Genomic DNA, 25148 nt, shown 5'->3' with positions numbered 1-25148 from the left:
TTGGCTAATGGCAACCATTGGAATGGACTGGGGTTTATTATGATCTCAATCTTCCAATAATGAGTGTTTTGCATAATTCCGTTTCAGAGAAGAAGCGATAGCATATTCACTGTCGTTAAGGGGTAATTTTCGAAAATGGTATTATATGGATGAAGAAAAGGGCAGACTTGCAGAATTTTAGAACAGCTCGTTTTTTAAGCGGCAGCCCGTTTTGAATGATGAGAAACGGCGAGCGCAGATGCAAGCAGAACAATGGCATTCAAATACTGGTGAGTTGTGACTTTCTGAATGCCCCGGACATGTGCGGCGTCTGCCGTCAAATAGGTTTTCAATCGGGAGTTGCAGCGTTCTACGCTGGTTCGTTCATTGTAAAGTTCCTTCCAACGCTTTGTATCCCGATGAGGGATGCTGTATCGCCGGAGATCATCCTTCGCATTTACTTTGACGACCATTCCATAGTTTGAAGACGAGCAGGCAGCCATGCCAAGCGGACAGTCGACTTTACCCGTGGCATGCGGGCAGCGAAATTTATGCATATCGCCGTCAACTCCCCAGTATGTCATCGCATAACCCATGGAACAGCACGGTGTTCCGTTCGAGGTCATGCCAGCAGGCGGTTCCTTCTCCCCCCGAAGATTAAGGGGAATGATGGCTTGTGCCTTGACGTTGCGGGCGGCCTCATAAACTTTCATTTGGTCGTAGCCCGCATCGAGTATGAAAAATCGTGTGCTCGTCCTGGACGCTGTTTTCTCGATCAGGCCCGGCGCCATTTCTCCATCATTGACATGCGCCGGCGTTACTTCCAAGGCGATCGGCAATTCACTTTTCGTATCGACCGCCAGATGAATTTTGTAACCAAACCATGTGATTTTATTGCCGAAGGAATCAATTTTTGCGCCCCAGTTCGCATTACCCGTTTGCTCGCTTTTGCGTTTGGGCTGCTTTTTCTCGTAAGCGCGGAGAGCGGTGCTGTCTATGGCGACGTTACTGCCTTCTATGATACCTTCCTGCTGACAGCGTGTGACCAAATCCTCAAAAAGCCGTTTTGCCAAGTCCTTTCTCGTCAGTTCTGAGAAAACTCGGCTTAATGTGGATATGGAAGGAGCTTCTCGATCCAGCGGAAGACCACACTGATAACGAAACCGGAGATCCGTATCCAAACGCTTATGCAACCCTGAAAAGGTACTTATTCCTTCAAGCGGCGCAGCCAAGAGTGCTCGTAGAATACCTTGTCTGCAGTATCCCTCAGCGCCTCGGGGTGAACGGCTTCTCAGTTCCTTGGCATACGGTCTCAGATCGAGAGAGCTGAAGAAGATCGGCAATCTCTCCTTGGGTTGAATTTTTAAAAGTTCTTCGAAGGAAAACAGACATTCTTGGAGAATATACAAAGTGACTTCCTCCATCCTTGAGGTTTTTGGGTTTGGTCACTTGAAAACTTCTCCAAGTTGGGGTGAAGTCCCTTTTTTATGTCCGAAAATCCTTACGGCTCAAGGCCTCAGATTACTGCAAAACGCTCAAACAATAAAAATAACTAAATTGAATCGACCTCCACTATGGCCAATCTAATAGTTTGTTAAACTCGTGCTGCGCCCGAAATTACAAGCATATCAAGGCTTTATCGAAGCTTTAAAAAATCAGTTTCACGTAAACCTTTTAGGCCATCCACAGAAACAACTCGAACACTTTCATTAGTGGTTGCAGGCTCGGCCTGGCAAAAGGCCCTGCTCGCGTTACCATACGGAAGGCATTTCTTCCTCGAGTTATCCCCGATCATGCTTATGTTACTCGCGACATTAATAACACCGTAACAATTACCGTAGATAGTCGTTATATAAATAACGTATTTAATAGGCAATGGATACTATTAAACTTCAAAGGAGGAATTTGCAACATGAAATCTACGGTAAAATTATTCATTTCGACTATGGCCATTTCCATGATACTTGGGGTAAATGCGGCCTTTGCTTCCCGAGAAAAACCTTCAATCTTCATAAATAATGAGAAAATGGATATTTACGCAAGCGTCACATACAGTGGAACCACCTTAGTCCCGATGAGGCCTATTTTTGAAAAATTCGGTATGACTGTAGTTTGGGATAATAAGACGAAGTCAGCTACCGCAACAAAAGGTGAAACATCCATAAAACTTATTCATAATGCCAATGAGGCTTACATAAATGGAAAAGTTCAAGTTCTGAATCAGGTCCCTAGTTTTAATCCAGACAACAGTACTTTTTATGTAATCCTCAGATTTATCGCTGAGACATTAGGAGCAAAAGTCGAATGGAAAAAAACAGCTAATGACGCATCCATATATATTTATTAGAAATGTTCGCTCACCTCCTCCTTCGCCTCGAGTGTATCCGTTTTCTGCCTATTGTATAATGAACCAAAGAACGCAAAAAATCGGGCATTCATTGCATTTAAATAGGGGATACCGGATCATTTCTAAAGGGAGGATTTCCTTTGAGAACAAGCTCGTTTGTGATCATGCAGATCGATTCGTTGCTGAACCCGAATGAAAGCATCTTCGTGAACCGGATCGCGGAATCATTCGAAACGCCGCAGCACGGCCATGATTTCGTCGAAATCAATTACGTCGCCGAAGGGCGGGGATTCCATTATATCGGCGAAGATCGGGTCGACGCGGAGAAAGGCGACGTTTTTGTCCTGCCCGTCGGAACGACGCATGTGTTTCGGCCAACCGCGGTGTCGCCGAAGGAGCCGATCGTCATCTATAACTGCGTTTTTCATCCGCGGACGATCGAGAAATGGTCCGAATCGGTCCCGATCCCTCAGCGGCTTCTCGAATACCTGTCGCTGCCGTCTGATGAAAATTCGTCGCCCTCCTGGCTGAGAACAACTGACAATAGCGGCGACTTCGCGCTGCTTTTTACCGGCCTGTACTCCGAATATATCCGCAAAGCGGATGGCTACCGGGCCATCCTATGCGGAAAGCTGCTGGAATTGCTGGGACTACTCGACCGCCAACTATTCAGCACCGGGGAGGCTTGCAATCAAGACCCGTTGTTCGAAGAAATGCTGAGCATCGTTCATAAACGCTGCGGCGAATCCCAGTTTACGATCGGAAAGTTGGCCGGACAGCTGAACGTTTCTGCCGGATACGTCCAGCGCATGTTCAGGCGGTACTGCGGCGTGACGTTTCTGACGTATTTGCAGAATGTCCGGATTGACCGGAGCTGCCGCCTGCTGCGCGAAACTTCGTTTAAAATCCCCTACATCGCCGAACTATCCGGGTACCAGGACCCGAAATTTTTCCACGGCATTTTTAAAAGAAAAACCGGGTCGACACCGCATCAATATCGGCTAAAACACCGACAGTCTTAAGCGGTTAAGGCGGCGTTCCAGGTTATGCAGCCATTTCGGAAAGAAAGGATTCGAAAGATGGACAATATCGTGAAGATGAAAGAAGCATTGAACCGGCTTTCCGCGCAAGAACTGAAGCAGCTGCTGTTGCTGACGTTTCATCAGGTGGAGGCCGCCGCAAATGACCAGCTTGCAAAAGAAGAGCTGTACCCTTTTCTAAAAGAGATGTACGACCATCTTCTTGACATCCGCCAAAACCAGGTCCGCCGCTGGCAGCCCGATACGGGCACAAAAACGATCCATGTGGTCTTCGGCCGCTCGCCCGCTGGGAGCCTAAAATGCGTGATTGAGGCGCTGGGCCGTGTCGACACGGACAAAATCGTTTCGTTCGACCAGGATTATTTTGCGTTTGGCCCGCTGCATGATCTTCATACGGAAGAAGGCCGAAAACGCAGGGAGGAATGGTTCAGGGATCACATCAACGAGTCCCGAAAAGATGACGGGATTAGCTATGAAGAATACCATGGGGAGCTCGTAAAGCAGCTGTCGAAAATCCCTCCGGAAGCGAGCATCGTCATTTGGAGCTGTAAAAACGCCCATGAGCGGACGGGTTTGCTGTGGGCCGTTTATTTGCTGCGGCACCATCCGAACCCCATCCATATCATCGATGCGGACGAAGCCTGCGGCAAAAAATACAACACGCCGGATTATTGGTGCAAATACAACCATACGGGCGAGATCACCCCTGAAAAACTGCAAGAGGTATACATGGAGGCCGAACAGGAAGACCCGATCCCCGGCGAGACCCGGCGGCAGTTGGAGGACAAATGGCTAAAGCTGTCCGGTCGGCACGAGACGCTGCGTCTGTGGGAAGACGATGATCTCCGGAGCGTCGGCGTGGACTACCTTGATGCCTACTTGCTTCGAACGGTAGAGGAACTTCAGCACAGGTTGCCGGAGCATGAATTCATCAAAGCGGCCCGCGTGATCGGCCAAGCCATCGGCATGTGGGACGACTATATCGGGGATGTCTTTTTCGAGTACCGGCTCCGGCATCTCATTTATGAGGGGCGGCTGGAAATCAAAGGAGTGCCGCGGGCGATGCGATATTACGGGGTAAGGCTTAAAAAGCGGAGCGTTCAGGGCCGCATGAGTCCCGGGAGTTCAACGAACGGGCCATGATCATGAACCACCGATCTCGCCCCTAATCATGAGCCTGACGCGACATACGTAAAGCTGCCCGTGTGGGCAGCTTTACCGTCGGTCATTTATATTTCTTCCAATCCATATTGCTGTTTTCAAGCAAATATTCAAAGTCGTTATCGCGGCGTTTTTGCTCGGCTTTGCGCGCTTCCTCCGCTTTTTTCAGCTCGGCTTCCTTTTGCTTTTGCTGCTCGGCTTTTAATTCCTCCGACTGCTGCTTCAGCTTGCTCAGCACCTCGCTGCTCAAAAGATCTTTCAGGGTTGCCGGCTTGTCCGCCGCCTGCGGCTTCACGGCCGCATCCTGTTTTCGTTTTTTGGCCATGTCATCAACTCCGTTTCACCCCACATTATAGCAGGTTTCCCGTTTAAGGTCAGGTAGCTTTGCGGCAATTTTTCTTGTCCGCCCGGCGGATTTGCGATACAATTTGGTCACTTGCCTTGGGGCTGATAGGAAGCGCCCGGGGTTCATGCATGAAAGGAATGACTTCATTGAACCGCTCTCGTCTTGCCGATCTCAGCCTGCTTATCGTCGCCGCGATGTGGGGATGCACGTTCTTGATCGTCCAGCATGCCGTGAGGGTGCTGCCTCCGCTGGCTTTCAACGGCATCCGCTTCGCCGGGGCGGCGGTGTTGCTTGCTTTGATCATCACGGTGTTTTACCGCGGCCAGTGGCGTGCCGTCAGCATCCGCATGCTGCTTCATGCCTGCCTGCTGGGTCTCTTTTTGTTTTTGGGTTATGCGTTTCAAACGGTCGGCCTGCTGTACACCACGACCTCCAATGCCGGTTTTATCACGGGGTTATCGGTCGTTTTGGTGCCCTTCCTGGCCCTGATCCTGCTCAAGCATCCGATTTCGCGTTTTACGTGGCTGAGCGCCCTGCTGGCGGCCTGTGGACTGTACCTGCTGACCTTTGCCGGTTCCGCGTTTGAAATGAACAAAGGGGATGTTCTCGTCTTCCTGTGCGCGATCGGGTTCGCCCTTCATATCGCCTATACCGGCATTTTTGCGCCCCGATATCCCGCGCTGCCGCTGGCTGCGCTGCAAATGGCCGTCGTCGGCCTGCTTAGCTTGATCGGATCGCTGCTGTTCGAGGATATGGGGCCCGCCGCCCAAACGATGGACAAGCTGCTGCAGCCGGAGGTGTTATGGGCGCTGGCCGTTTCGATCGGACCTACCAGCGCGTTTGCGTTCTGGATTCAAACCGTCTGCCAAAAATATACGAGCCCGTCCCGGGTGGCGGTCATTTTTGCGATGGAACCGGTTTTTGCCGCCCTTACCGGCTTGTGGTTCGGGGGAGAGACGCTCGGCGTCGCCGCCGGGGTCGGCTGCCTGTTTATTTTCGCAGGCATGATTATTGCGGAATTGAAATCCGCGCCCCCTACGGTACAATAAAGGAAGCCGGATACTATAGAAAAAGGGAGAGAAGCCATCATGTACAAACTGATCGCCATCGACATCGACGACACGCTCATCAACGATGACAAGGAAGTGACCCCTGCCACGCAAAAGGCTTTGGAGGCCGCAATCGCCAAAGGCGCCGTCGTGACGCTGGCCACCGGCCGCGCTTACGCGTCCGCTCAAGCCATCGCCCGCCAGACCGGCCTGAACGTGCCGATCATTACGTATCAAGGTTCGCTCGTCAAAAACCTGATGGACGAAAAGGTGCTTTACGAGCGTTACGTCCCCAAAGACGCGGCGCATAAGCTTTTTGAATACTGCATTCAGCATGATCTCCACCTGCAGGTATACATCGACGACAAGTTGTACGCGCGCGAGGAAAACCAGAAGCTGATCGACTACTGCAATCTGAACCGGACGCCGTATTATATCGAACCGGATTTTGAAAAGCTGGTCGAACAGCCGACGCCGAAAATGCTGATCATCGACGACCCGGATTATTTGGACAAGCTGATTCCGATTTTCCGCGAGCTGCTCGGCAGCGAGGTGCATATCACCAAGTCCAAGCCTCATTTCCTTGAGATTATGCATCGCGAAGGCACGAAAGGACATGCGCTGACCTTCCTCGCCAACCATTTTGGCGTGAATCTGGAAGAAACGATGGCCATCGGCGACTCCTGGAACGACCACGAGATGCTGGAGGCCGCAGGCCTTGGCGTGGCGATGGGCAACGCTATTCAAGGACTGAAGGATATTGCCGATTACGTGACGCTCAGCAACAACGAGGACGGCGTAAAGGCTGCGATCGAGAAGTTTGTTTTGAACGCCTGAGGCCGAAGTCCGCTCGTGTCGACCCATGACCCTAAGCCGCATCGTATTCCTTGCACGGATAAAAAAACAGCCGCAGAGCACGTTCGTTTCCGAACCCCTGCGGCTGTTTTTTACGTTTAGCTGGCGCACGGTTTTCAGGCCAAATCCACCTTCATGCCGGTGCGCGCAAGCGCGACATTCGGCGGCAGCGGTATATCCCGATTCAAATCGACGTCGTGGGACATATGGGTGTAGAGCGCCCGTTTCGGGCGAACCTCGGCCAGAAGCTCCGCCGCTTCCCGCATGTCGTAGACGGAACGCGTCTCGTACGGAGCCGTTTCGTGCACGAAGCTTGTCCCCAGCACCAGCAAATCCAAATCATGCAAAGGCTGTTTTTCCTTCTCGTTCAAACCGATGGAATCGGAGCAGTACACCCAGCGGAAGCCGTTTTTTTCGAGCCGGTACGCGTAGCTGAACCCGTTGTAGCCGTGGCATACCTTCCAGCCCTGAATCTTCCAACCGCCCAGTTCGATCCCCTTATCGACCGCCGTCGTCATCAAATGTCTCGCAAGCCATGGAAACTGCTTCAGGATCGTGTCGATCACTTCCTGCGGGGCGTACAGCTCCCCTTTCCGGCCCAGCCGGCGACAGGCATCCGCCCATTCCGGAAGTCCTCCGATATGGTCGAAATGCGCGTGCGTCACCAATATTTTTTCGGCAAAACGAATCCCTTGGCTTTCCATCTGGCCTCGCCAATCCGGACCGCAATCGATCAAAAAGCCGCCGTCCGGCCCCTCGACCATCACGAGCGAGCGCAATCGGCGGTTGATTCCGGTCGTTCTTGCTTCCATGCATACGTCGCATTCGCAATAAACCCGAGGCACGCCCATCGCGTCGCCGGTTCCCAAAAACACAAGCGTATCCATTCTGTTTTTCCTCCTCCACGCCCCTTTTGGCGCCTATCATGTTCCGGGCCATTCAAACCTCATGGAATGCTTATATTGTATCACGCCGCGCAAAGGGGTGCCCGCCGAATACCGGCGATATCGCTCTGCGCAAAAAAACGGGATCTGCCATACAGGCATAATCCCGCTTGTTGTCCCTCTAGAGTCAAGCCAACATGTTAGCCGCAATTTCCCGTCCTTGACCGGCGGCTTTTGCCCGAAGATGCGTTCGGTTAAATGCCGGCGAGCACCTGATACCAGAGTCCTTTTTTGGAATAGAGCGTTTCCCGCACCTCGTCCCAGCCGCCCAGATAGGAAATGTCAAACAATCCGGATGGCACCGGATACCGGCTTTCGTTGGCTTTCAGCACCTCTTCGTTCACCGGCCGGAAGCCGTATTCGGCAAACACCGTCTGCGCCTCTTTGCTTCGTAGGTACTCTACAAAAGCCTCCGCTACCTTGCGCGTTCCGTGCTGATCGGCGTACTTGTCGACGACGGCTGCGGGATTTTCGATTTTGATGGTGTATTTAGGGATGATCACGTCATATTTTTGCCCCTGCCTGATGCGGGCGAGCAGCTCGTTTTCGTAGGTCACGACCACGTCGCCGACGCCGTATTCGAAGGCCGCCATGGACGCCCTGCCGCTTTTGTCCAGCGATTCGATATTCCGATGCACCTTCTCCAAAAAGGCTTTGGCGTATGCCGGATCTTTTTGTCCCTGCTCCTCCGAAAGCTTCAGTCCGGCTCCGTAAATGGCGTTGATATCCCACTGGGCCCCTCCGGAGGTTTGCGGGTTCGGATACAGTACCTTGACGCCTGGTTTGGTCAAATCCGTAAAATCGCGGATGCCGAGCGGGTTCCCTTCCCGCGTGCCCAAAGCGACGATGGAGCGCGTAATCATGCCGCCGTCCGGAGCGTCTCGCCACTGCTTGCTGACGAGCCCCTCCTTGACCAGCTTATCGACGTCTCCTTCCATCGCAAGCAGCGTCACGTCCGCCTCAAAGCCGCCGATGATCGCGCGGGCCTGCGTACCGGACGCTTCATAGGATTCCTGGAATTTGACCGTTTGCCCGGTCTTGGCTTTCCATTCCTGCTGGAACTTGGGCAAAATGTCCGCCATGGCGTCCTTGACGATGCTGTAAGCGCCGATGACCAGCGTGACCTCTTTCCCGCTCGCCGGAGCCGCGCTGGCTTCCGTGGCGGTTTCCCGGCTGCATCCGGACAGCAGGGCCGACATCAGCAGAAGGAAGGCGAGCAGACCCGACATATTCACTTTCAACCGGCTTAAGGATGGTTTCATATGCGCTTCCTCCTGATTTTAAAAAATTGTGATGAACTCACATTAGAACATGTAAAAGCGAACGTATCGGAGGGGATAGAAACAAATCTTCCGAAGCTGCAGAGATCGTCTGGGAATCTTTCGGAGGAAAGCGCGCTTCGTAAGGACAGGCTACTCCGAACCGGCTCATAAGTTATTAGGTATTTGACAATAAGCGTAAAAGTAGCGGAGGGGACGGAATCGATCTGAAGAAACGGTAGTGGCCGCCTTTGTCTCCGGATTTCTTCCTTTTTGATAAACCAAATAAACGAAATTTGGAGACAACAGCGATCGGAAGAACGATCCGTAACCGCAGCGTCACCTTGCGCCATACCTTAATAATTTTTCCTGAGCACCACAATTATTTTAAAGACGAGCAGACGATCGTAATCGCGGCGGCTTCTTCGTCACACGTGAAGCAGTCAATTTTCAGATCATCACCGGCATCGGATCGACCTTCAGCCGGTTCTCCTCCATCCAGCTCCGCTCCTCGTTGAACATATACGCGCGGTGCACCAGCACCCTCACATGCTGTCCAGGCGTCAACGACGGCTTCTCCAGCGAGCGGTAGGTCATCAGCTTATGGCCGCCGACCTCCACCTCCACCATCCACTCGCTGCCGCGGAAATGAAGGCGGTGCACGACCCCTTCCTCCGTGGCGGAAGGCATGGTGAATTCATGCGCATCCCCGACTTCGATGTATTCGGGCCGTATGAGCGCGCGCGTTCCTGCGCCCGATCCCGCTTCCTCAAAGCCCCGAAGCTCCGACACGTCGTCGATGATCGTCGATTCCCCGATGAACGACGCGACGAATGGCGTTTTCGGCTCTTTGTATATGTCCCAAGGCGTTCCTTTCTGCTCCAGGCGCCCCTGATTCATGATCATGATCTCGTCGGCGACCTCGATCGCTTCATCCTGGTCATGCGTCACGAAAATCGAGGTGATGCCCACGCGTTCGATCAGCTCGCGCAGCCAGGAGCGCAGCTCCTGCCTGATTTTGGCGTCGATGGCCGCAAAAGGCTCATCCAGCAGCAGCAGCTGCGGTTCGGGGGCCAGCGCCCGGGCAAAAGCGACGCGCTGCCGCTGCCCGCCGGACAGCTGATGGGGATATCGCTTTTCGAAGCCGGACAAACCGGTCAGCTCCACCAGCTCCATCACCCGCTCCTTCAAAACCGCTTTCGGCACCTTTTTCACTTTAAGCCCGAACGCGATGTTGTCGAACACCGTCATATGCTTGAACAGCGCATAGTTTTGAAAGACGAAGCCGATCCCGCGCTCCTGCGGCAGCAGATCGGTTACCGGTTCCCCATGGAACAAAATCTCTCCGGCATCCGGCTGCTCCAGGCCGGCAAGCATTCGGAGCACCGACGTTTTCCCGCCGCCGCTCGGTCCCAGCAGCCCGATCAGATGGCCTTTCGCAATGTCAAAGCTCACGTCCTTGACGGCGTGGAAACTGCCAAAATGCTTGTTTAAACCGCGAACCTCAATATGCATATCAGTGCACTCCCCTTCTTTTTTTCGCCCATTCCATCAGCAGCATGAGCCCGATCGAAAACGCCGCCAGCACCAGCGCCGCCCCGTTGGCCGAAGTGACGTTGAAGTTTTCGACGTCCTGGTAAATGAGGGTCGTCGCGGTCTGCGTACGGTTGATGATATTGCCGGAAACGACCAGCACCGCGCCGAACTCCCCGAGCGCCCGGGCGATCGTCAGCACCACGCCGTAAATGACCGCCCAGCGGATCGACGGCCACGTCACCTTCCAGAACGTCGTCCAGCTGTAGGCTCCGAGCGTGGAAGCCGCCTCTTCCTGCTGCGTGCCGATCTCCTGCAAAACGGGCATCACCTCGCGCACCATAAGCGGGAACGTCACGAACAGCGTCGCGATGACCATGCCGGGAAACGCGTAGACGATCTTGAAGCCGATATGGTCAAAAAAAGCTCCGGCGGCGCTGCCCGGGCCAAGCAGCAGAACGATCATCAAACCGCCGATGACGGGAGACACCGCATAAGGCAAATCGACCAGGCTGTTCATCAGCCTTCTCAACCATCGGCTCATCCAATTGCCGCGTACGAGGTAAACCGCCGTCATCATCCCGAGCAGCGTGTTCAAAAGCGTGACCGTGACGACCACAAGCGCCGTCATCATAAACGCGTGAAGGGCCTCCGGCCGGGACAGCGCGTCTCCCAGCGCCCCAAGCCCGCCGCTGAAGGCGGCCGTCGTCATTTTAACGAGCGGAATGATCAAAAGAACGGTAAATACGGCATAAGTAAGTACGATCCAGAGTTTATTCATTGATTTTTCCCCCGTGTCTGTACCCAGTTCACAACCCATAAAATGATGAAGGACAACGTCAGCAGAAGGATCGACACCGCGGCCGCGCCCGCCGTATGGTCGCTTTCGACTTCCCCGTATATATACACGGAAGCGACCAGCGTCCGTCCGGGGATGTTGCCCGCCACCAGCACGACCGCCCCGAATTCCGCCAGCGCCCTGGAAAAGGCAAGCATGCCGCCGCTTAATATGCCGGGCAGCATGGACGGCAGCACCACTTGAAAAAAGACTCTGAAGCCCGACGCTCCCAGCGTTCTTGCCGCCTCCTCCTCGGACGGATCAATTTCCTCCAGCAGCGGCTGTACCGCGCGGATCACGAACGGAAACGTCACGAATACCATCGCGATAATGATCGCGGGCGGATGAAACACGATATCGAATCCCAGCGCTCCGGCAACCTGGCCGACCCAACTGGCGGGTCCGAGCAGCAAAAGGATCATCAGTCCGCCCACGGCGGTCGGAAGCGCAAATGGCAAATCCACCAGGCTGTTCAGCAGCGTTCTTCCCGGAAAACGGCAGCGTACCAGCACCCATCCGATCATCGTGCCGATCAGCATGTTGATGACGGCCGCGACAAGCGCAAGCCGGACCGTCAGCAGAACGGCCTTCCAGGCAATCGGATCCGTAACGCTTTCCGCAAATTGGCGCCAGCCTTCCGAAAAGGAATGATAATAGACGCCAAGCAAAGGAAGGATCACCAGCAGCAGAAAATATAAAAGCAGGGTGCTGCGGAACCCCCAGGTCCAGCCCTTATGTCGCAGCAATGTATTCATACGGCTTTCCTCCCCGTTTTTTTGAATCCGCGTGACGCAATGCGCCTATTGCGCGTATGGTGCATATGGTCATCAAAATGGTTTTTTAATAAAATGAATTGAATTCCTATTTGTATACTCGGCTTTTCACTTAAGAGATACTTTACCAAAAACTGTTTGTCATCGTCAATATGTAAGTTTGTATGGAAATTAGAAAATAATGTACACTGCAAAAGGAATTGAAAATAGCTGCGGCGAAGTGGTTAAGTTGCCGTCAATCATCAAATCGTTTTGGAGAAAAAGAAGGGAGAATCCATATTATGCTGCATACGCTTGAATTGACCACTGCCGGCCGCGACGAAATGAGGGATATTACGCGGGAGGTCCGCTCGCTCGTGCAAAAAAGCGGAATCAAGGAAGGCACGGTGCTGATTTATTGCCCGCACACCACCGCCGGAATCGCCATTAACGAAAACGCGGATCCGGACGTCAAGCGGGACGTGTTGATGCGGCTGGACGAGGTCTATCCGTGGGAACATCCGAAATACCGTCACATGGAAGGCAATACGGCATCGCATTTAAAATCGATCACCTGCGGGCCGTCCCAAACGGTCATCATCGCCGGAGGCGATCTGCTGCTCGGCCGCTGGCAGGGCATTTATTTCTGCGAATTTGACGGTCCCCGCCGCAGGCAGTACCATGTCAAAATCATGCAGGGGTAACTTAGATCCACGCAAACGGAAGCAAGCATCCAAAACAAAACAGGCGTTGGGGTTCAGGCCGTTCCGCCTATCCCCTTCACCATCCCATCTGCACGATCGCTTTGACGCAATAACAATTTAGTGCTATAAAGTAAACGTCCGTCAAGAGACGGCCGATTCACGAATTTTCTCTTGTCCGCCGATCCCGGTGTCGTCGTTTTGGGGGATTCGGAGGAGGCGGCATCAACCCGCCCAAAAATGGCGCCGGGGCATCTTCCCAGCGAATGAACCGCGCTTTGCGGAATGTTCATCAAATCTCGGACGGCCAAACCATAGCTACCGCAAGCATTCGCAGCATATTTTGACATGCGCGAGCGCTGCGGGCTTCACTTCCTCAAAAGTAACCCGGTCTTGGATGTAATACGAGATGAAGCCATGCATAGACAAAAACAGTGTCAGCGGAAGATTCCGGCAGAAATCCTGGCCGTGCTTTTCTTCGTTCATGTAACGGCGCACGATGGATGCAAACAATTCCAAACAGCGCCCCTGCTCCGTACGGCAGTAAGACAACAGCTCTTCGTCCCGGATCATGAACATGATCTCGTACTGGTACGGATGGTCCAGGCCAAAGCGGATAAACTCGAGCATGAGCTGCTCCACCTTGGTCAAATCCTGAACCGGGGAGGCCTTGATGACCTTTTTCAGCTGAACCGCCAGGTTGTTGAAATCCTCCACGACGATAGCGTAAAACAGCTCCGCCTTTTCCTTAAAATGATAATACAAGGAACCATGACTGTAACCTAAATGCTGACCTATACTGCGCATGGAGATGGCCCTGTAGCCCTTTGTGACGAACAAATGTCTGGCTGCTTCCAGAATCCTCTCCCTGGATAACTCCTGTTCCACTGCTCTTCTTGCCATAGACCTTATTCCCCTTCAATAAAATAAAGCTGCTCACCCTCCGTAATCAGGGATTGACCCTGCGTCAGATCCACCATCCACGACATGAACGCATCCTTTTCCGCATCCAGCGGCAGGCATTCCAGCGTTACCTTGTCCGTAAAACGTGTCTCCCCCATGCGAACCTCGCGGTTCCGAAGCTCATTTTCAACCTTGCCGAGCCACGTGTAATCTAATTCTACAAAAATTTGCCGATGAAGTACACGAGTAATCGCTTCCCCGGCTTCTATCGCCGCGACGGCGCCGTCCGTGTAGGCCCGGATCAATCCCCCCGCCCCGAGCATGATGCCGCCGAAATACCGGGTGACGACGATCGCCACGTTTTTCAGGCCCTGGTTTTTGATGACCTCGAGAATCGGCTTGCCCGCGGTTCCGCTGGGCTCCCCGTCATCGGACTGCTTTTGGATTTCGTCACGCTCCCCGATCATGTAGGCGAAGCAGTTATGCGTGGCGTTCCAGTGTTTTTTGCGGATGTCCTCGATAAAAGCGTTTGCATCTTCTTCGCTTTCAACCGGCATGATATGCCCGATAAAGCGCGACTTCTTGATGATGATTTCTTTTTCCCCGCTCCTGCGAACGGTACGGTAACGTTCAATCATGTCCTTCGGTACCCTTTCCCAGATTGGCAAGAAAGCAGTCCCCCGTATTTTTCCAACCGGTGAACTGCTTCCTTCTGCCTTATGTCTATGCTTAAGATGCGTCGTTATTCAGAAAGTCTGGCTTCCAGATCAGCCTTTTCTTTTTCATAGCCTGGTTTGCCAAGCAATGCGAACATATTTTTCTTGTAAGCTTCAACGCCCGGCTGGTCGAATGGGTTCACGCCGGAGAGGTAACCGCTGATGCCGCAAGCTTTTTCAAAGAAATAAACCAGGTATCCGAAAGAATATGGCGTCAGATCCGGCACGGTTACGATCAGGTTCGGAACCTGTCCGTCGGTGTGTGCCAGCATCGTGCCTTGGAAAGCCTTTTTGTTCACGAAATCCATCGTCTTGCCTGCGAGGAAGTTCAGGCCGTCCAGATCGTCCGGATCGCTTTCGATCGTAATTTCATGAGGAACCTTGTCCACCTGAATGACGGTTTCGAAAATGTTCCGGCTGCCTTCCTGAATGAATTGACCCATGGAATGCAGATCGGTGGAGAAATCGACGGAAGCAGGATAAATGCCTTTGTAGTCCTTGCCTTCGCTTTCGCCGTACAGCTGTTTCCACCATTCCGATACATAGTGCAAAGAAGGTTCGTAGTTCACGAGAATCTCGATGGCTTTGCCTTTGCGGTAGAGCGCGTTGCGAACGGCGGCGTATTGGTACGCTTCGTTTTCGGCCACGTTCGGGTTGCTGTATTCTTTGGCCGCGTCGGCAGCGCCTTTCATCATTTCTTCGATGTCGATGCCGGCCGTTGCGATCGGCAGCAGGCCTACCGCGGTCAGCACGGAATAACGTCCGCCCACGTCGTCAGGAATCACGAAGGACTCGTAGCCTTCTTCGGTCGCAAGCTTTTTGAGCGCGCCTTTTGCTTGGTCCGTGGTAGCGTAAATGCGTTTTTTCGCTTCTTCCTTGCCGTATTTTTTCTCCAGGGCTGCGCGGAAAATGCGGAATGCGATCGCCGGTTCCGTCGTCGTTCCGGATTTGGAGATGACGTTAACGGAGAAATCCTTGCCTTCGATCAGGTCGAGCAAATGCGTTACGTACGTCGAGCTGATGTTGTTGCCGGCAAAATAAATTTCAGGCGTTTTGCGCTTGTCCTTCGGCAGGTAGTTATAGAAGGAATGCGACAAAGCTTCGATCGCCGCGCGCGCGCCGAGGTAGGAACCGCCGATGCCGATGACGATCAGGACGTCGGAATCGTTTTGGATTTTGGCCGCCGCTTTTTGGATGCGGGCGAATTCTTCTTTATCGTATGCCGTCGGCAGATCGATCCATCCCAGGTAGTCGGAGCCTGCGCCGGTTTTGTTGTGCAGCTGCTCGTGAGCCAGCCGGATCGGATCGGCGAAATAATCCACTTCATGTTGGTTGACGAACGCAAGGGCTTTGCTGTAATCGAATTTCAACGGTTTTGACATTTGTCTGTACCTCCTGGTTTCATCTCTACTCCACGCTCTAAAAAATAGCTTTAGAATAGGATACTGTAATTTCTTGCCGCTAGCAAGCACGAAAGAAAGCTTCCATGAAAAGCGTCTCCTCGTGGTATGCCGGCCGGGCTTCATGGTAAAATAGATCCAGCTTCATAAATTCTCCGGGATGCGCCGGGGGCTTCATCCGAAGCCCCTTCGCGCGTTCCTCCACGGAAAGAAAAGGTGATCTGCTATGAAAAAAATAGGCTTTATCGGACTGGGAACCATGGGAGCGCCGATGGCTTCCAATCTTCTAAAAAAGGGCTACGAAGTAACCGTATATAACCGCACGCCGTCCAAATGCGAGCCGCTTGTCGCCGAAGGGGCAGCCGCCGCCGCAACGCCGCGCGAAGCCGCGGCCGGCCGGGACGTCGTCATCACGATGGTCAGCAACGACGATTCCATCCGCGAGGTGTTTTACGGCGAAGACGGCATTCTATGCTCGCTGGATGCCGGCGTGACCGTCATCGATTCGAGCACCATCTCCCCCGGACTGGTCAAGGAAATCGCGGCTTCCGTCGGGGAGCTTGGCGCTTACTTCCTGGATGCCCCGGTGACCGGCAGCAAGCCGGCGGCGATCGACGGCACGCTCGTGTTTATGGTCGGCGGCGAGGCTTCCGTGCTCCAAAACGTCACCGACGTGCTGGATACCCTCGGCAAAAAGATCATCCACATGGGACCGAACGGCAGCGGCTCCGTTGCCAAGCTGGCGCATAACACCGTGGTCGGCATCAACAACCTTGCGCTCGCCGAAGGTTTCGCCATCGCCGCCAAATCCGGCATCCCTGCGGACAGCTTCCTGGAGCTCGTTCAGCTCGGTTCGGCGGGAAGCAAAGCTGCGGATCTGAAAGGCCGCAAGATCATCGAAGCCGATTTCAGCAACCAGTTTTCGCTGGCCTTAATGCTGAAGGACCTCAAGCTCGCTTCCTCCCTGACCGACGTTTCCGGCATTCCCGCGCCGATGCTGAACATGGCCAAAAGCCTGTTCCAGGCCGGAGCGACGCAAGGTTACGGCGACGAGGACCTGTCTGCCGTCGTCAAATGCTACGAAGCTTGGATCGGCCAAACGATCGGCGGCAAGCCGCTGGAATAAGTTTGGCCCGTTCCTCCGCCCGTATGCATCGAAGTTTCGGCAATCCCGATGTTCGAACCTGCCAAGGGCCCTCTTGAAAAGATGACTAAAAGGGTAAGGCTGCGTATGACGCAGTCTTACCCTTTTATAATTATTCGTTTTTCGGATTCGGCCGCCCCGCAGCATGGGGAACGTCTTAAGCTTCCTCCGGGTAGGAGCAGCAGTAATCCGTTACGCCGAATACTTCCAGGGCAAACTTCGAACGGGCGGGCACATGGAACGTCGCGGAGCCGTCAATGTCCTGCCAAGCTTCTTGGCCCGGCAAAAGCACTTTAAGCTTCCCGGAGAGGATTTCCATGATTTCAGGACCCTCCGTACCGAATTCATACTTGCCCGGAAGCATGATGCCCAGCGTAACCTTGCTTCCGTCTTCCAGGATGACGGTCCGGCTCGTGACCTGACCGTCATAATAAATATTCGCGGCTTTGACAACCGTCGCGTTGTTGAATTCCGACATGAATACCACTGCTCCTTATCCCATGAAACTTAGATCGATGCCGATAGCGAAACGTATTAAAGCAGCGCTTTGACGCGTTTAACGACGTTTTCTACCGTAAATCCGTATTCTTTCATGACGATGTCCCCAGGAGCGGATGCACCGAAGGTCGTGATGCCAAGGATATCGCCTTTGTCTCCGACATAACGTTCCCAACCGAAGGTTTGCGCCATTTCCACCGCAAGACGGGCTTTGACGTCAGGCAGGATCACGGAATCTTTGTAAGCCTGATCCTGTTTTTCGAACAGATCCCAGCTTGGCATGCTGATGACGCGAACTTCAATGCCTTCTTTGGCGAGTTCTTCCTGGGCTTTGACAGCCAGTTGAACTTCGGAGCCCGTTGCGATGATTTGGGCAACCGGTTTGCCGTTTTTCGCGTCGGATACGACGTAAGCGCCGCGCTTGATGCCTTCTCTTGCTTTTTCAACTGTTCCTTCAAGGATCGGCAGGTTTTGGCGAGTGAGCACCAGCGCTACCGGATTTTCCTTGTTTTCGACCGCATAAGCCCAAGCCGCGGACGTTTCGTTGCCGTCAGCCGGACGAATGACCGTCAACCCAGGGATGATGCGCAGGGAAGCCAGTTGTTCGATCGGCTCGTGCGTTGGTCCGTCTTCGCCGACAGCGATACTGTCATGCGTCAGAACGTAAGTCACAGGCAGTTTCATGATCGAGGACAAACGTACCGCAGGGCGCAGGTAGTCCGTAAATACGAAGAACGTACCGCCGAACGGCTTCAGACCGCCATGCAGCATCATGCCGTTAATGGCTGCAGCCATGCCGAATTCGCGTACCCCGAAGTAAATGTTGCGTCCGTCGCGGCTTTGCGGCGTATAGTTGCCCACGCCGTTCAAGTGCGTCATCGTGGAGCTTTCAAGGTCGGCGGATCCGCCGAGCAGTTGAGGCACGTTGCCTACCAGCCCGTTCAGCGCATTGCCGGATGCCACGCGAGTGGATACGGCTTTGTCGCCTACGGCGTATTTCGGCAGGTCTTTATCCCAGCCTTCAGGCAATTCGCCGGCAACGGCTCTCTCGAATTGGGCAGCGAGTTCCGGATAAGCTTTTTTGTAAGCCGCGAACTGCTCGTCCCAAGCCTTGTTCGTTTGAATGCCGCGTTCTTTTACTTTCGCAAAATGCTCGCGCACTTCTTCAGGCACGTAGAAGTCTTCTTCGTATACCCATTTGTAGAAATCTTTGGTCAGCTTCGCTTCTTCGGCGCCAAGCGGGGAACCGTGCGTACCGCCATGGCCGCCTTTGCCCTGCTTGTTCGGGCTTCCGTAACCGATGACCGTTTTCACTTCGATCAGGGTCGGTTTTTCCGTTTCGGCTTGCGCTTCGGCAATCGCCTTTTCGATCGCGGCCAAATCGTTGCCGTCCTCTACGCGCAGCACTTGCCATCCGTAAGCTTCAAAGCGTTTTTGCACGCTTTCGGAGAAGGACAGGTTCAGTTCGCCGTCCAGGGAAATGTCGTTGGAATCGTAAAGCGTGATCAATTTGCCAAGCTTCAGGTGACCGGCAAGGGATGCAGCTTCGGAAGCTACGCCTTCCATCAGGTCGCCGTCGCCGCAAATGGCGTAAGTATAGTGGTCGACCACTTTATATTGATCTTTGTTGTACGTTGCAGCCAGCTGCGTTTCGGCAAGCGCCATGCCGACAGCCATCGCAATGCCTTGGCCGAGAGGACCCGTCGTAGCGTCAACGCCGGCGGTATGCCCGAACTCAGGGTGGCCTGGAGTCAAGCTTCCCCATTGACGGAATTGCTTCAATTCTTCCATAGGAAGATCATAGCCGCTCAGGTGCAGCAAGCTGTACAGCAGCATGGAGCCGTGTCCGGCGGACAGGACGAACCGGTCGCGGTTGATCCAAGTCGGATTTTCCGGGTTGTGGTTCATCGTTTTGGCAAACAGTTGGTATCCCATTGGAGCAGAGCCCATTGGCATGCCGGGATGACCGGATTTCGCCTTTTCGATGGCATCGATGGCCAGCGTACGGATGGTCGTAATCGATAGGTTATCGATTGTCTGATTTTTGTCAGTCATGTGTATCCTCCTTAAAGGTTTTCGGATGAGGTAAAGCCAGCGGCGCCAAATCGCGTAACCGGGCGAACCAGCTGCAATAACACGACAAAAGAAAGCGCAAAAGCCTTCTCCCGCTTACGGATTTTTAAGAAGCTCCGCTTGAATGTTTCATTTTGACTTATTGTAACACTTGGCAGTCTTCTTTTCCATATCCTTTATCACCATTCCCTGCAGCGAACGTCATTATGCGGCAACAATTGACAGCGGACGGAAGGTTGCAAAATCGTAATATACCGCGGATTAAAGCGGTCACATGTTCCGTCGGGATTCCCCTCCTTTTGCACAACATTTGTCACAAAAATTTTTTTGATCCCGAAGGCGCATGGCCCGAAAAACTAAAGATCCGGAAGAACGAATCTTAATTCCCGGATCGCCGTCCGGCGCATGATGGCTGTCTTGGAGCGAGCGGCGGAACAAACTTTTTTGCCAAAAAAGGGACTCTCAGATGAGGTCCTCAGGGGCAACGAAAATAACCCACTTTTAGCCGCGGCCAAAGTGGGTTACGGTTATCCGGGTTACACGCCATCCTGGAGGAAAAGCCCGCTCAACGGGTTTGTACCGGGGACGGTCGGAGCAAAATACCTCAAGGCCATTTTATGCCGATTGGACGTCGCCGGCTTGCTGACGGAGCATAGGCGACGCCGGCTTTCAGCTGGCCGCGGCTATGCCCTCTGGCGGCGCGCAGCTAACGCGAGTTACGCTTGCGCGCGGCCAGCAGGCGGTCCATCGCCGCGGACCGCTCGTCCTGCGGCGGCTTCGCTTCGGCCGCCGCCGGTTGGCCCGGCCCCGCCGCAGGCGGCCGGCCCCTTCCCGCCCGCGCGCGCCGCTCTGGCTCTGCGCCGCGGGGCGGGCCTCCGAAGCCGGACGCTCCGCTCCGGCTTCCCGCTGCCCGGCGCGTGCCTGCGGCTGCGCCGGTTCGGGCGGCGGCGCCGGGCGTTCGCCGCCGCCGTAAAAGGCTGCCGCGCGCTGTTTCCGCGCGGCAAGCCTGCTCAGGCCGGCGTCCGGGGCTTCGGCCCCGCCGGCCGGCTGCGGCCGCCTGCGCAGCGCGGCGGCCAGGCTTGCGCCGATCCGGCCCCACGGGAGGGCCAGGCGGCGCACGGCGACATCCGCGACCCAAAGCATCAGGGCCGCGGCCAGCAGCGCATAACGGAGATCATGCAGCTGCCGGCTCGGGCGCGGAGGCGCCGCAAACAGCTCCTCCGGCCGGTCCCAGGACAACACGCGCCCGCCGGTCATGTCGGCGAGACGTTGTAGCTCCCGCTCCGCGTCGCCGGTTTCGATCCGGTATTCGGGAGAATACGGAACGATCAGCCCCGTCGGCATGGCGACGTTTTGGCCGCTGCCGTCTTCCAGCGACAGCAGGAAAGATCCGGGCTGCTCCACCGTCATCTCCCCGCTGTAAGTGCCCGGCGATTCCTGAACCAACTCCGTTGCCACCGGCTCCAGCTCATCGCCGGTCACGATCGCCTGCAGCTGCTCGGGCCCGGTTCCGGAGGCGGAGCTTACTTCGAACCGCACCTTGTTGCCCTCGACCTGCGTTTTGACATCGTACGGGGAAGCGGCAAATTGCGGGAAGGTCCATTTCACCATTTGCGTCAGCACGTTGGAAAATGCCGGCCAGGATACCCAATCCTTCGACCATTTCCCCATCATGTCGCTCGTCCAGGCCACCGTCCGGCCCGAGCCGTACTGCCAGCGGGCAAGAAGCGGATCCGGTTCAGGGCTGGTCAGCACCGTCTGGGCCGCGGGCTTGGCCGTCGTTGCCACGTAACCGTAAATTTGCGGCACGCCGTCCTCAAACAACGTTCTCCAGTCGCCCGGATCCTGCAGCGCGGGAACAAACGGCTTGTCCACAATATACGATTTCGAGATCATCGCCGCTTCGCGGCTGAAAATCGCCGGAATCGTCGTCTCGTCAAACGCCATGTAAAACCGTCCTTTGGCTCCATCGGCAAGCGTTTGGAGCAGGTTGACGTCCGCGTCGCTGCCTACGGCTACCGTGGACATCGTAATTTTGGCGTCGTTCATCTGATCCAGAAGCGGTCCGTATCCGCCGTTGCCCGCGGACTGTCCGTCCGTCATCAGGATGATATGCTTGCGCTGGGCCTGGATCTTCAGCATTTCCTCTACCGCGGAAGCGGCGGCGGGATAAATGTCCGTTCCCCCGTCGCTTTGGATCGACTGGATTTCGTCGATCACTTCCTGCTTTTTATCGTTCAGTGTCATGGGCGGGACGACCCACCAATTGTTGGTATCGAAAGCCAATACGCCGACCGTATCCTTGGACCGGAGCATTTCGACGGTCCGGACCGCCGCTTCTTTGGCCATCTCCATTTTATCGCCGGACATGCTGCCCGAGCGGTCGATGACGAGGATGAGTCCCAGCGACGGGATTTGCCTTTTGCCTTCGAGCTCCATCGATACCGGCAAAGCCCGTTCGATCGGCGTTTTGAAATAACCGCCCATGCCGAAGGAATCCTCGCCGCCGACCATCATAAAACCGATGCCGTAGCTTTTGACGGCCTGCTCGATCATTTCCATCCGCCGTTCGCCGACCTGATCCCCGGATACGTCGTTAAAGATGATCGAATCGTAGGCGGCATATTTCGCAAGCTCCGTCGGCAGCAGCGCGGGGCTCGGCAAGATGTCATACTTCACGAGTCCGGATTGCAGCGCGGCCGCAATGTTCCCGGAGGTCCCCTTTTTGCCTTCCACGATGAGCACCTTCGGCGGACCGTCCACGCGGGTGAACGCATAACCGGCATTGTTCGCCGATTGGCCGTCGCCGTCCATGAACATTTCCGCCCGGTAACGGTGGAGTCCGGTCTGTTTCGCGAACGCTTTGACGGCAAAACGGTTTTCGCCTGCGCGGATATCCACCGTTTCCCTGCCGATTTCCCGGCTGTCCTCGTAGAGCCTCAGTTCGCCGCGGCCTTTGTAAGTGCTCCTGACGAGCACTTCGATCGAAAAGGATTCGGCTTGGTATAGCTTAGAGGGCACGGTAACTTCCTCCACCGAGACATCTTGGAGCTTTCGGGAAGGCGACGGCAGCACGTCGACGGGAATTCCCCGGTCCTTCAGCATCCGCCCTGCGGCCAGCATGCTGCCGACGTTTTCCTTGCCGTCGCTGATCAGCACGATCCTGGAATCTCCGCTGCCGCCCAGCAGGTTCCCTGCCAACATAAGGCCTGACTCCAGGTTGGTGAACTCCGGCTTTCCGGCGGCGTTGAGCCGGAACGGGTCCGGCAGCAGATTCAGCAGCTTCTGCTCGTAAGAACCTTGGAGCGTCGAAGAGACGACGCCGACGGCGTCGGCTTCCTTTTTCGAAGCCGCCGATTTCTGCACCCAATCTTCGGCCGGCCCGGCTTCCGGCATGCTTGCGGACCGGTCCACGACATACACGACCTTTTTTTGCTCGAGGACCGTATACGATTGCAAACCGGAAATGGCCAGCACCAGCAGCAGGATCACGGCGGAACGAACGGTCGCCGCCCCGATTTTCCGTGCGCCGGACAGCCGGTAATCCGATTTGAATGCGTACAGCATCAACGCCGCCAGCGGAAGCAGCAGAAGCAGCAGCCAGGGATGATTAAATTGAACGCCCACGCTGGTACACCCCCCATTCCGCGAGAATAACGAGCAAAGCCAGGCAGGCAAGCAGCGTCATCAGCGGTGCTTGGCGCCGCTCCCCGCGGCTGTTGTCCGCGGCTACTTCAGCCGCCTTGCCGGCGGCCGCATCCTTCCCGTCCGCCGTTTGGCCTATCGCCGCAAGCTTGGCATTCGGCGTTCCCTGCTTCCCCTCGAAAGGATCGGCCGACGCTTCGGCGTAATACTCCGTCATTTGTCCTTCGCGATTCCGCTGCTCAAAAACGTACAACCCCGGAACCGGAGGCAGCTGCTGCAGCGCGTTGATTCCTTTTTCGTTCGCATCCGCCTGTATTTCCGGCACCTGGAGCGTTTTGGCCAGCCCGTCTTTGGCCACCCACCGGGCCGAAACGGCATCGGCCGCGACCGGGATTTCGACCCGGGATCCCGCCGTATGGCGCCCCAGATTTTGGCCTCCGCTTCCCGTCAGCCAGGATACCGCCTCATGAACGACGATCGGGAACTCCGCCGACAGCGGAAAATCTGTATCCTGCAGGTCGAACAAAAACGACAACCTCGGCTGTCCGTTTTCCGTCCCCGCAATGACCGCGGGGTGGGTGCCGATGCTGACGATCGGGGACGCCCAATCCGGAAGCTTCCGGTTCAAGAGGCTCCCGATGTAGACGCCGTTATAGCTCGCATATTGGTTCACCGGGTGACTTTCAAGCTTCGGCTGGGCTCCGCCCACGTCGATCTTGCTTTCGCCCCCTCCCACCGTCCACACCGGGGTACGTTCCATCAGCTTTTTCCAATCGTCCTGAGCCGTAAAAGACGGCGCCGTCCCGTCGATGACGACCAGATCCGGCGGGTTTCCGGGAACGGCTGTCCTGCCTGCTCCGCCGGGAGCGGACTCCTCGCCTTCTTTCCCGGGCAGCGTCATTTTGACGACTTCGGCGCCCGTCAGCTGCAGCGCTTTTTCCAGAAACAGATTGCCCCGGGTCAGCAGCAAAATCCGCGCCGTTTCATTCCGCTCCGAAAATGCGTACGCTTCGTTGTCGGCGGCGTAATCGTCCGCCTCCTCCACTTCGGCCCGGTACACTTCCGCCTCCGGCACCTCCCGGAACGTAAGCGTGGCCGTTCCTCCCGGCGCCAGCATTGCGTTTTCCGTTTGCAGCAGCTTGCCGTCGCCATACAGGTTGACGTGCGCTTCTTTTGCCGCCCCGCCGCTTTGGCCGACAACGGCCACCGCCGTTTTGCCTTCCGCTCCGTTTTTAACGCCAAATTGCCGGAGGGCAAGATTAAAACCGGCTTCCGCCTCTACGTTCATCACCTTCACCGGAACCCCAAACGGCACCGAGTCCGGCTCCCCTCTCCACTGCCCGTCGGTAAACACGACGACTTCGGCATCCGTTTCATCCCGGGTGAGCGCGGAAGCGAGGGACAGCGTTTCATCGTAAGCGGCCCTTCCAAAATAGGGTTCCAGCGAATCGACGGCCTGCAAGGCGCGGCTGCGGTCTTTTTCCCGGGAAATAAGCAGGTTCGGCTCCGCATTCATGCCGAGCAGCGTAATCTCGCCGTCTTTGGCTTCGTGTTCGAGATAGTCTTTGATCATCCGCTTCATCATCGCCAGCTTCTCCTCGCCCGGTTGCCCCTGTGCCGAACCGGAACGTGCGCTCATGCTTCCCGACGTATCGGCCACCAGCACGACATGCGCTTTGCCAATGTCCGCAGCAGACCCATAGGGCTTCATTAAGGCGAAAACGAGCAATGCCGCGGCAAGGAGCTGCAGCCAAAGAAGAAGCCTGTTTTGCAGCTTTTGCCAGGGCCGGTTGGCTTCCAGGTTTTTTATCACCCGCTGCCACAGCAAATGGCTTGGCACAGTCGTGTCCAAAAATTTGCGCTTCAGCAAATACATCGCCAAAATCGCCGGTATGCTCAGGCCGAACCAGAGGCCCAGCCATGAACCGATCCCCACTCGGATTCCTCCTTCCCCCATTAGGATTC

The 25148-nt window shown here is 55.2% G+C and carries 21 protein-coding genes; 7 read left to right on the top strand and 14 right to left on the bottom strand.

Going from position 1 to position 25148, the window contains the following annotated elements:
- Window positions 1-194: 194 nt before the first annotated feature.
- A complete protein-coding gene (locus NYE48_RS04935) occupies window positions 195-1388 on the bottom strand; it encodes a transposase (protein WP_340997203.1) in 1194 nt (397 codons plus the stop codon).
- A 503-nt stretch (window positions 1389-1891) separates the two neighbouring features.
- On the opposite strand from NYE48_RS04935, the gene NYE48_RS04930 reads away from it, so the two are divergent.
- The 3 genes from NYE48_RS04930 to NYE48_RS04920 all read left to right on the top strand — a co-directional run bounded on the left by NYE48_RS04930 (window position 1892) and on the right by NYE48_RS04920 (window position 4509).
- Complete coding sequence (locus NYE48_RS04930; RefSeq protein WP_340997201.1) at window positions 1892-2326, top strand: copper amine oxidase N-terminal domain-containing protein; 435 nt, start codon at window positions 1892-1894, stop codon at window positions 2324-2326.
- A 140-nt stretch (window positions 2327-2466) separates the two neighbouring features.
- The gene (locus tag NYE48_RS04925; RefSeq protein ID WP_340997199.1) at window positions 2467-3348 is read left to right on the top strand and encodes an AraC family transcriptional regulator; all 882 of its coding nucleotides are present in this window, start codon (window positions 2467-2469) and stop codon (window positions 3346-3348) included.
- A gap of 57 nt (window positions 3349-3405) precedes the next feature.
- On the top strand, window positions 3406-4509 hold the full coding sequence (locus NYE48_RS04920; RefSeq protein WP_340997198.1) for a DUF1835 domain-containing protein: 1104 nt from the start codon (window positions 3406-3408) through the stop codon (window positions 4507-4509).
- A gap of 82 nt (window positions 4510-4591) precedes the next feature.
- Here the strand turns inward: NYE48_RS04920 and NYE48_RS04915 are convergent, their stop codons facing one another.
- Window positions 4592-4852, bottom strand: coding sequence for a YqkE family protein (locus tag NYE48_RS04915; RefSeq protein ID WP_212952288.1), 261 nt, complete (start codon window positions 4850-4852; stop codon window positions 4592-4594).
- Between the two features lie 167 nt (window positions 4853-5019).
- Between NYE48_RS04915 and NYE48_RS04910 the strand changes: the two genes are divergently transcribed.
- Window positions 5020-5922, top strand: a complete 903-nt coding sequence (locus NYE48_RS04910) for a DMT family transporter (RefSeq protein WP_036715723.1) — start codon at window positions 5020-5022, stop codon at window positions 5920-5922.
- Window positions 5923-5961: 39 nt separating this feature from the next.
- Window positions 5962-6759, top strand: a complete 798-nt coding sequence (locus NYE48_RS04905) for a Cof-type HAD-IIB family hydrolase (protein ID WP_036715721.1) — start codon at window positions 5962-5964, stop codon at window positions 6757-6759.
- 134 nt (window positions 6760-6893) lie between these two features.
- Here NYE48_RS04905 and NYE48_RS04900 read toward each other — a convergent pair whose 3' ends face one another.
- From NYE48_RS04900 to cysT, 5 genes are all read right to left on the bottom strand, one after another.
- Window positions 6894-7664 (bottom strand): MBL fold metallo-hydrolase, encoded by a 771-nt coding sequence (locus tag NYE48_RS04900; protein ID WP_036715399.1) that lies wholly within the window; start codon window positions 7662-7664, stop codon window positions 6894-6896.
- Between the two features lie 251 nt (window positions 7665-7915).
- Window positions 7916-8983: a sulfate ABC transporter substrate-binding protein gene (locus NYE48_RS04895; protein WP_340997194.1), complete on the bottom strand. Its 1068-nt coding sequence runs from the start codon at window positions 8981-8983 to the stop codon at window positions 7916-7918.
- A gap of 447 nt (window positions 8984-9430) precedes the next feature.
- Window positions 9431-10495: a sulfate/molybdate ABC transporter ATP-binding protein gene (locus tag NYE48_RS04890; protein ID WP_212952291.1), complete on the bottom strand. Its 1065-nt coding sequence runs from the start codon at window positions 10493-10495 to the stop codon at window positions 9431-9433.
- A 1-nt stretch (window position 10496) separates the two neighbouring features.
- Complete coding sequence (locus tag NYE48_RS04885) at window positions 10497-11294, bottom strand: sulfate ABC transporter permease subunit (RefSeq protein WP_036715396.1); 798 nt, start codon at window positions 11292-11294, stop codon at window positions 10497-10499.
- Window positions 11291-12106 carry a sulfate ABC transporter permease subunit CysT gene (gene cysT / locus NYE48_RS04880; protein ID WP_340997192.1) on the bottom strand — a complete coding sequence of 272 codons (816 nt, stop codon included), beginning with the start codon at window positions 12104-12106 and terminating at the stop codon, window positions 11291-11293. The genes NYE48_RS04885 and cysT overlap by 4 nt, the downstream gene beginning before the upstream one ends.
- 299 nt (window positions 12107-12405) lie before the next feature.
- On the opposite strand from cysT, the gene NYE48_RS04875 reads away from it, so the two are divergent.
- Window positions 12406-12807 (top strand): secondary thiamine-phosphate synthase enzyme YjbQ, encoded by a 402-nt coding sequence (locus NYE48_RS04875; protein ID WP_339322175.1) that lies wholly within the window; start codon window positions 12406-12408, stop codon window positions 12805-12807.
- A 315-nt stretch (window positions 12808-13122) separates the two neighbouring features.
- On the opposite strand, the gene NYE48_RS04870 is transcribed toward NYE48_RS04875, so the two are convergent.
- The 3 genes from NYE48_RS04870 to NYE48_RS04860 all read right to left on the bottom strand — a co-directional run bounded on the left by NYE48_RS04870 (window position 13123) and on the right by NYE48_RS04860 (window position 15805).
- Entirely contained in the window at window positions 13123-13707 is a 585-nt protein-coding gene (locus tag NYE48_RS04870) for a TetR/AcrR family transcriptional regulator (RefSeq protein ID WP_036715393.1), read from the bottom strand.
- Window positions 13708-13712: 5 nt separating this feature from the next.
- Window positions 13713-14345, bottom strand: a complete 633-nt coding sequence (locus NYE48_RS04865) for a YigZ family protein (protein ID WP_341000601.1) — start codon at window positions 14343-14345, stop codon at window positions 13713-13715.
- A gap of 104 nt (window positions 14346-14449) precedes the next feature.
- Entirely contained in the window at window positions 14450-15805 is a 1356-nt protein-coding gene (locus tag NYE48_RS04860; protein ID WP_036715391.1) for a glucose-6-phosphate isomerase, read from the bottom strand.
- Between the two features lie 244 nt (window positions 15806-16049).
- Between NYE48_RS04860 and NYE48_RS04855 the strand changes: the two genes are divergently transcribed.
- Window positions 16050-16949 (top strand): NAD(P)-dependent oxidoreductase, encoded by a 900-nt coding sequence (locus NYE48_RS04855; protein ID WP_340997189.1) that lies wholly within the window; start codon window positions 16050-16052, stop codon window positions 16947-16949.
- Window positions 16950-17124: 175 nt separating this feature from the next.
- Here NYE48_RS04855 and ppnP read toward each other — a convergent pair whose 3' ends face one another.
- The 4 genes from ppnP to NYE48_RS04835 all read right to left on the bottom strand — a co-directional run bounded on the left by ppnP (window position 17125) and on the right by NYE48_RS04835 (window position 25119).
- Complete coding sequence (gene ppnP / locus NYE48_RS04850; protein WP_339322178.1) at window positions 17125-17445, bottom strand: pyrimidine/purine nucleoside phosphorylase; 321 nt, start codon at window positions 17443-17445, stop codon at window positions 17125-17127.
- A gap of 56 nt (window positions 17446-17501) precedes the next feature.
- On the bottom strand, window positions 17502-19520 hold the full coding sequence (tkt, locus tag NYE48_RS04845) for a transketolase (protein ID WP_212952293.1): 2019 nt from the start codon (window positions 19518-19520) through the stop codon (window positions 17502-17504).
- Between the two features lie 687 nt (window positions 19521-20207).
- Window positions 20208-23165 (bottom strand): VWA domain-containing protein, encoded by a 2958-nt coding sequence (locus NYE48_RS04840; RefSeq protein WP_340997187.1) that lies wholly within the window; start codon window positions 23163-23165, stop codon window positions 20208-20210.
- On the bottom strand, window positions 23149-25119 hold the full coding sequence (locus tag NYE48_RS04835; protein WP_340997185.1) for a vWA domain-containing protein: 1971 nt from the start codon (window positions 25117-25119) through the stop codon (window positions 23149-23151). Before NYE48_RS04835 ends, NYE48_RS04840 begins: the two co-directional genes overlap by 17 nt.
- Between the last annotated feature and the right edge of the window lie 29 nt (window positions 25120-25148).

The sequence above is a fragment of the Paenibacillus sp. FSL M7-1455 genome (assembly GCF_038004655.1).
Lineage (GTDB): Bacteria > Bacillota > Bacilli > Paenibacillales > Paenibacillaceae > Paenibacillus_AQ > Paenibacillus_AQ cookii.
The sequence above is the reverse complement of the archived record's forward strand: the minus strand, read 5'-3'. Positions and strand labels throughout refer to the sequence as shown.

Coding starts and splice junctions, on each gene's coding strand:
- NYE48_RS04890 (WP_212952291.1), bottom strand. CDS start 10,495: ATGCATATTGAGGTTCGCGGTTTAAACAAGCATTTTGGCAGTTTCCAC.
- NYE48_RS04905 (WP_036715721.1), top strand. CDS start 5,962: ATGTACAAACTGATCGCCATCGACATCGACGACACGCTCATCAACGAT.
- NYE48_RS04855 (WP_340997189.1), top strand. CDS start 16,050: ATGAAAAAAATAGGCTTTATCGGACTGGGAACCATGGGAGCGCCGATG.
- ppnP (WP_339322178.1), bottom strand. CDS start 17,445: ATGTCGGAATTCAACAACGCGACGGTTGTCAAAGCCGCGAATATTTAT.
- NYE48_RS04870 (WP_036715393.1), bottom strand. CDS start 13,707: ATGGCAAGAAGAGCAGTGGAACAGGAGTTATCCAGGGAGAGGATTCTG.
- NYE48_RS04860 (WP_036715391.1), bottom strand. CDS start 15,805: ATGTCAAAACCGTTGAAATTCGATTACAGCAAAGCCCTTGCGTTCGTC.
- NYE48_RS04915 (WP_212952288.1), bottom strand. CDS start 4,852: ATGGCCAAAAAACGAAAACAGGATGCGGCCGTGAAGCCGCAGGCGGCG.
- NYE48_RS04865 (WP_341000601.1), bottom strand. CDS start 14,345: ATGATTGAACGTTACCGTACCGTTCGCAGGAGCGGGGAAAAAGAAATC.
- NYE48_RS04875 (WP_339322175.1), top strand. CDS start 12,406: ATGCTGCATACGCTTGAATTGACCACTGCCGGCCGCGACGAAATGAGG.
- NYE48_RS04920 (WP_340997198.1), top strand. CDS start 3,406: ATGGACAATATCGTGAAGATGAAAGAAGCATTGAACCGGCTTTCCGCG.
- NYE48_RS04895 (WP_340997194.1), bottom strand. CDS start 8,983: ATGAAACCATCCTTAAGCCGGTTGAAAGTGAATATGTCGGGTCTGCTC.
- NYE48_RS04930 (WP_340997201.1), top strand. CDS start 1,892: ATGAAATCTACGGTAAAATTATTCATTTCGACTATGGCCATTTCCATG.
- cysT (WP_340997192.1), bottom strand. CDS start 12,106: ATGAATACATTGCTGCGACATAAGGGCTGGACCTGGGGGTTCCGCAGC.
- NYE48_RS04900 (WP_036715399.1), bottom strand. CDS start 7,664: ATGGATACGCTTGTGTTTTTGGGAACCGGCGACGCGATGGGCGTGCCT.
- tkt (WP_212952293.1), bottom strand. CDS start 19,520: ATGACTGACAAAAATCAGACAATCGATAACCTATCGATTACGACCATC.
- NYE48_RS04885 (WP_036715396.1), bottom strand. CDS start 11,294: ATGAATAAACTCTGGATCGTACTTACTTATGCCGTATTTACCGTTCTT.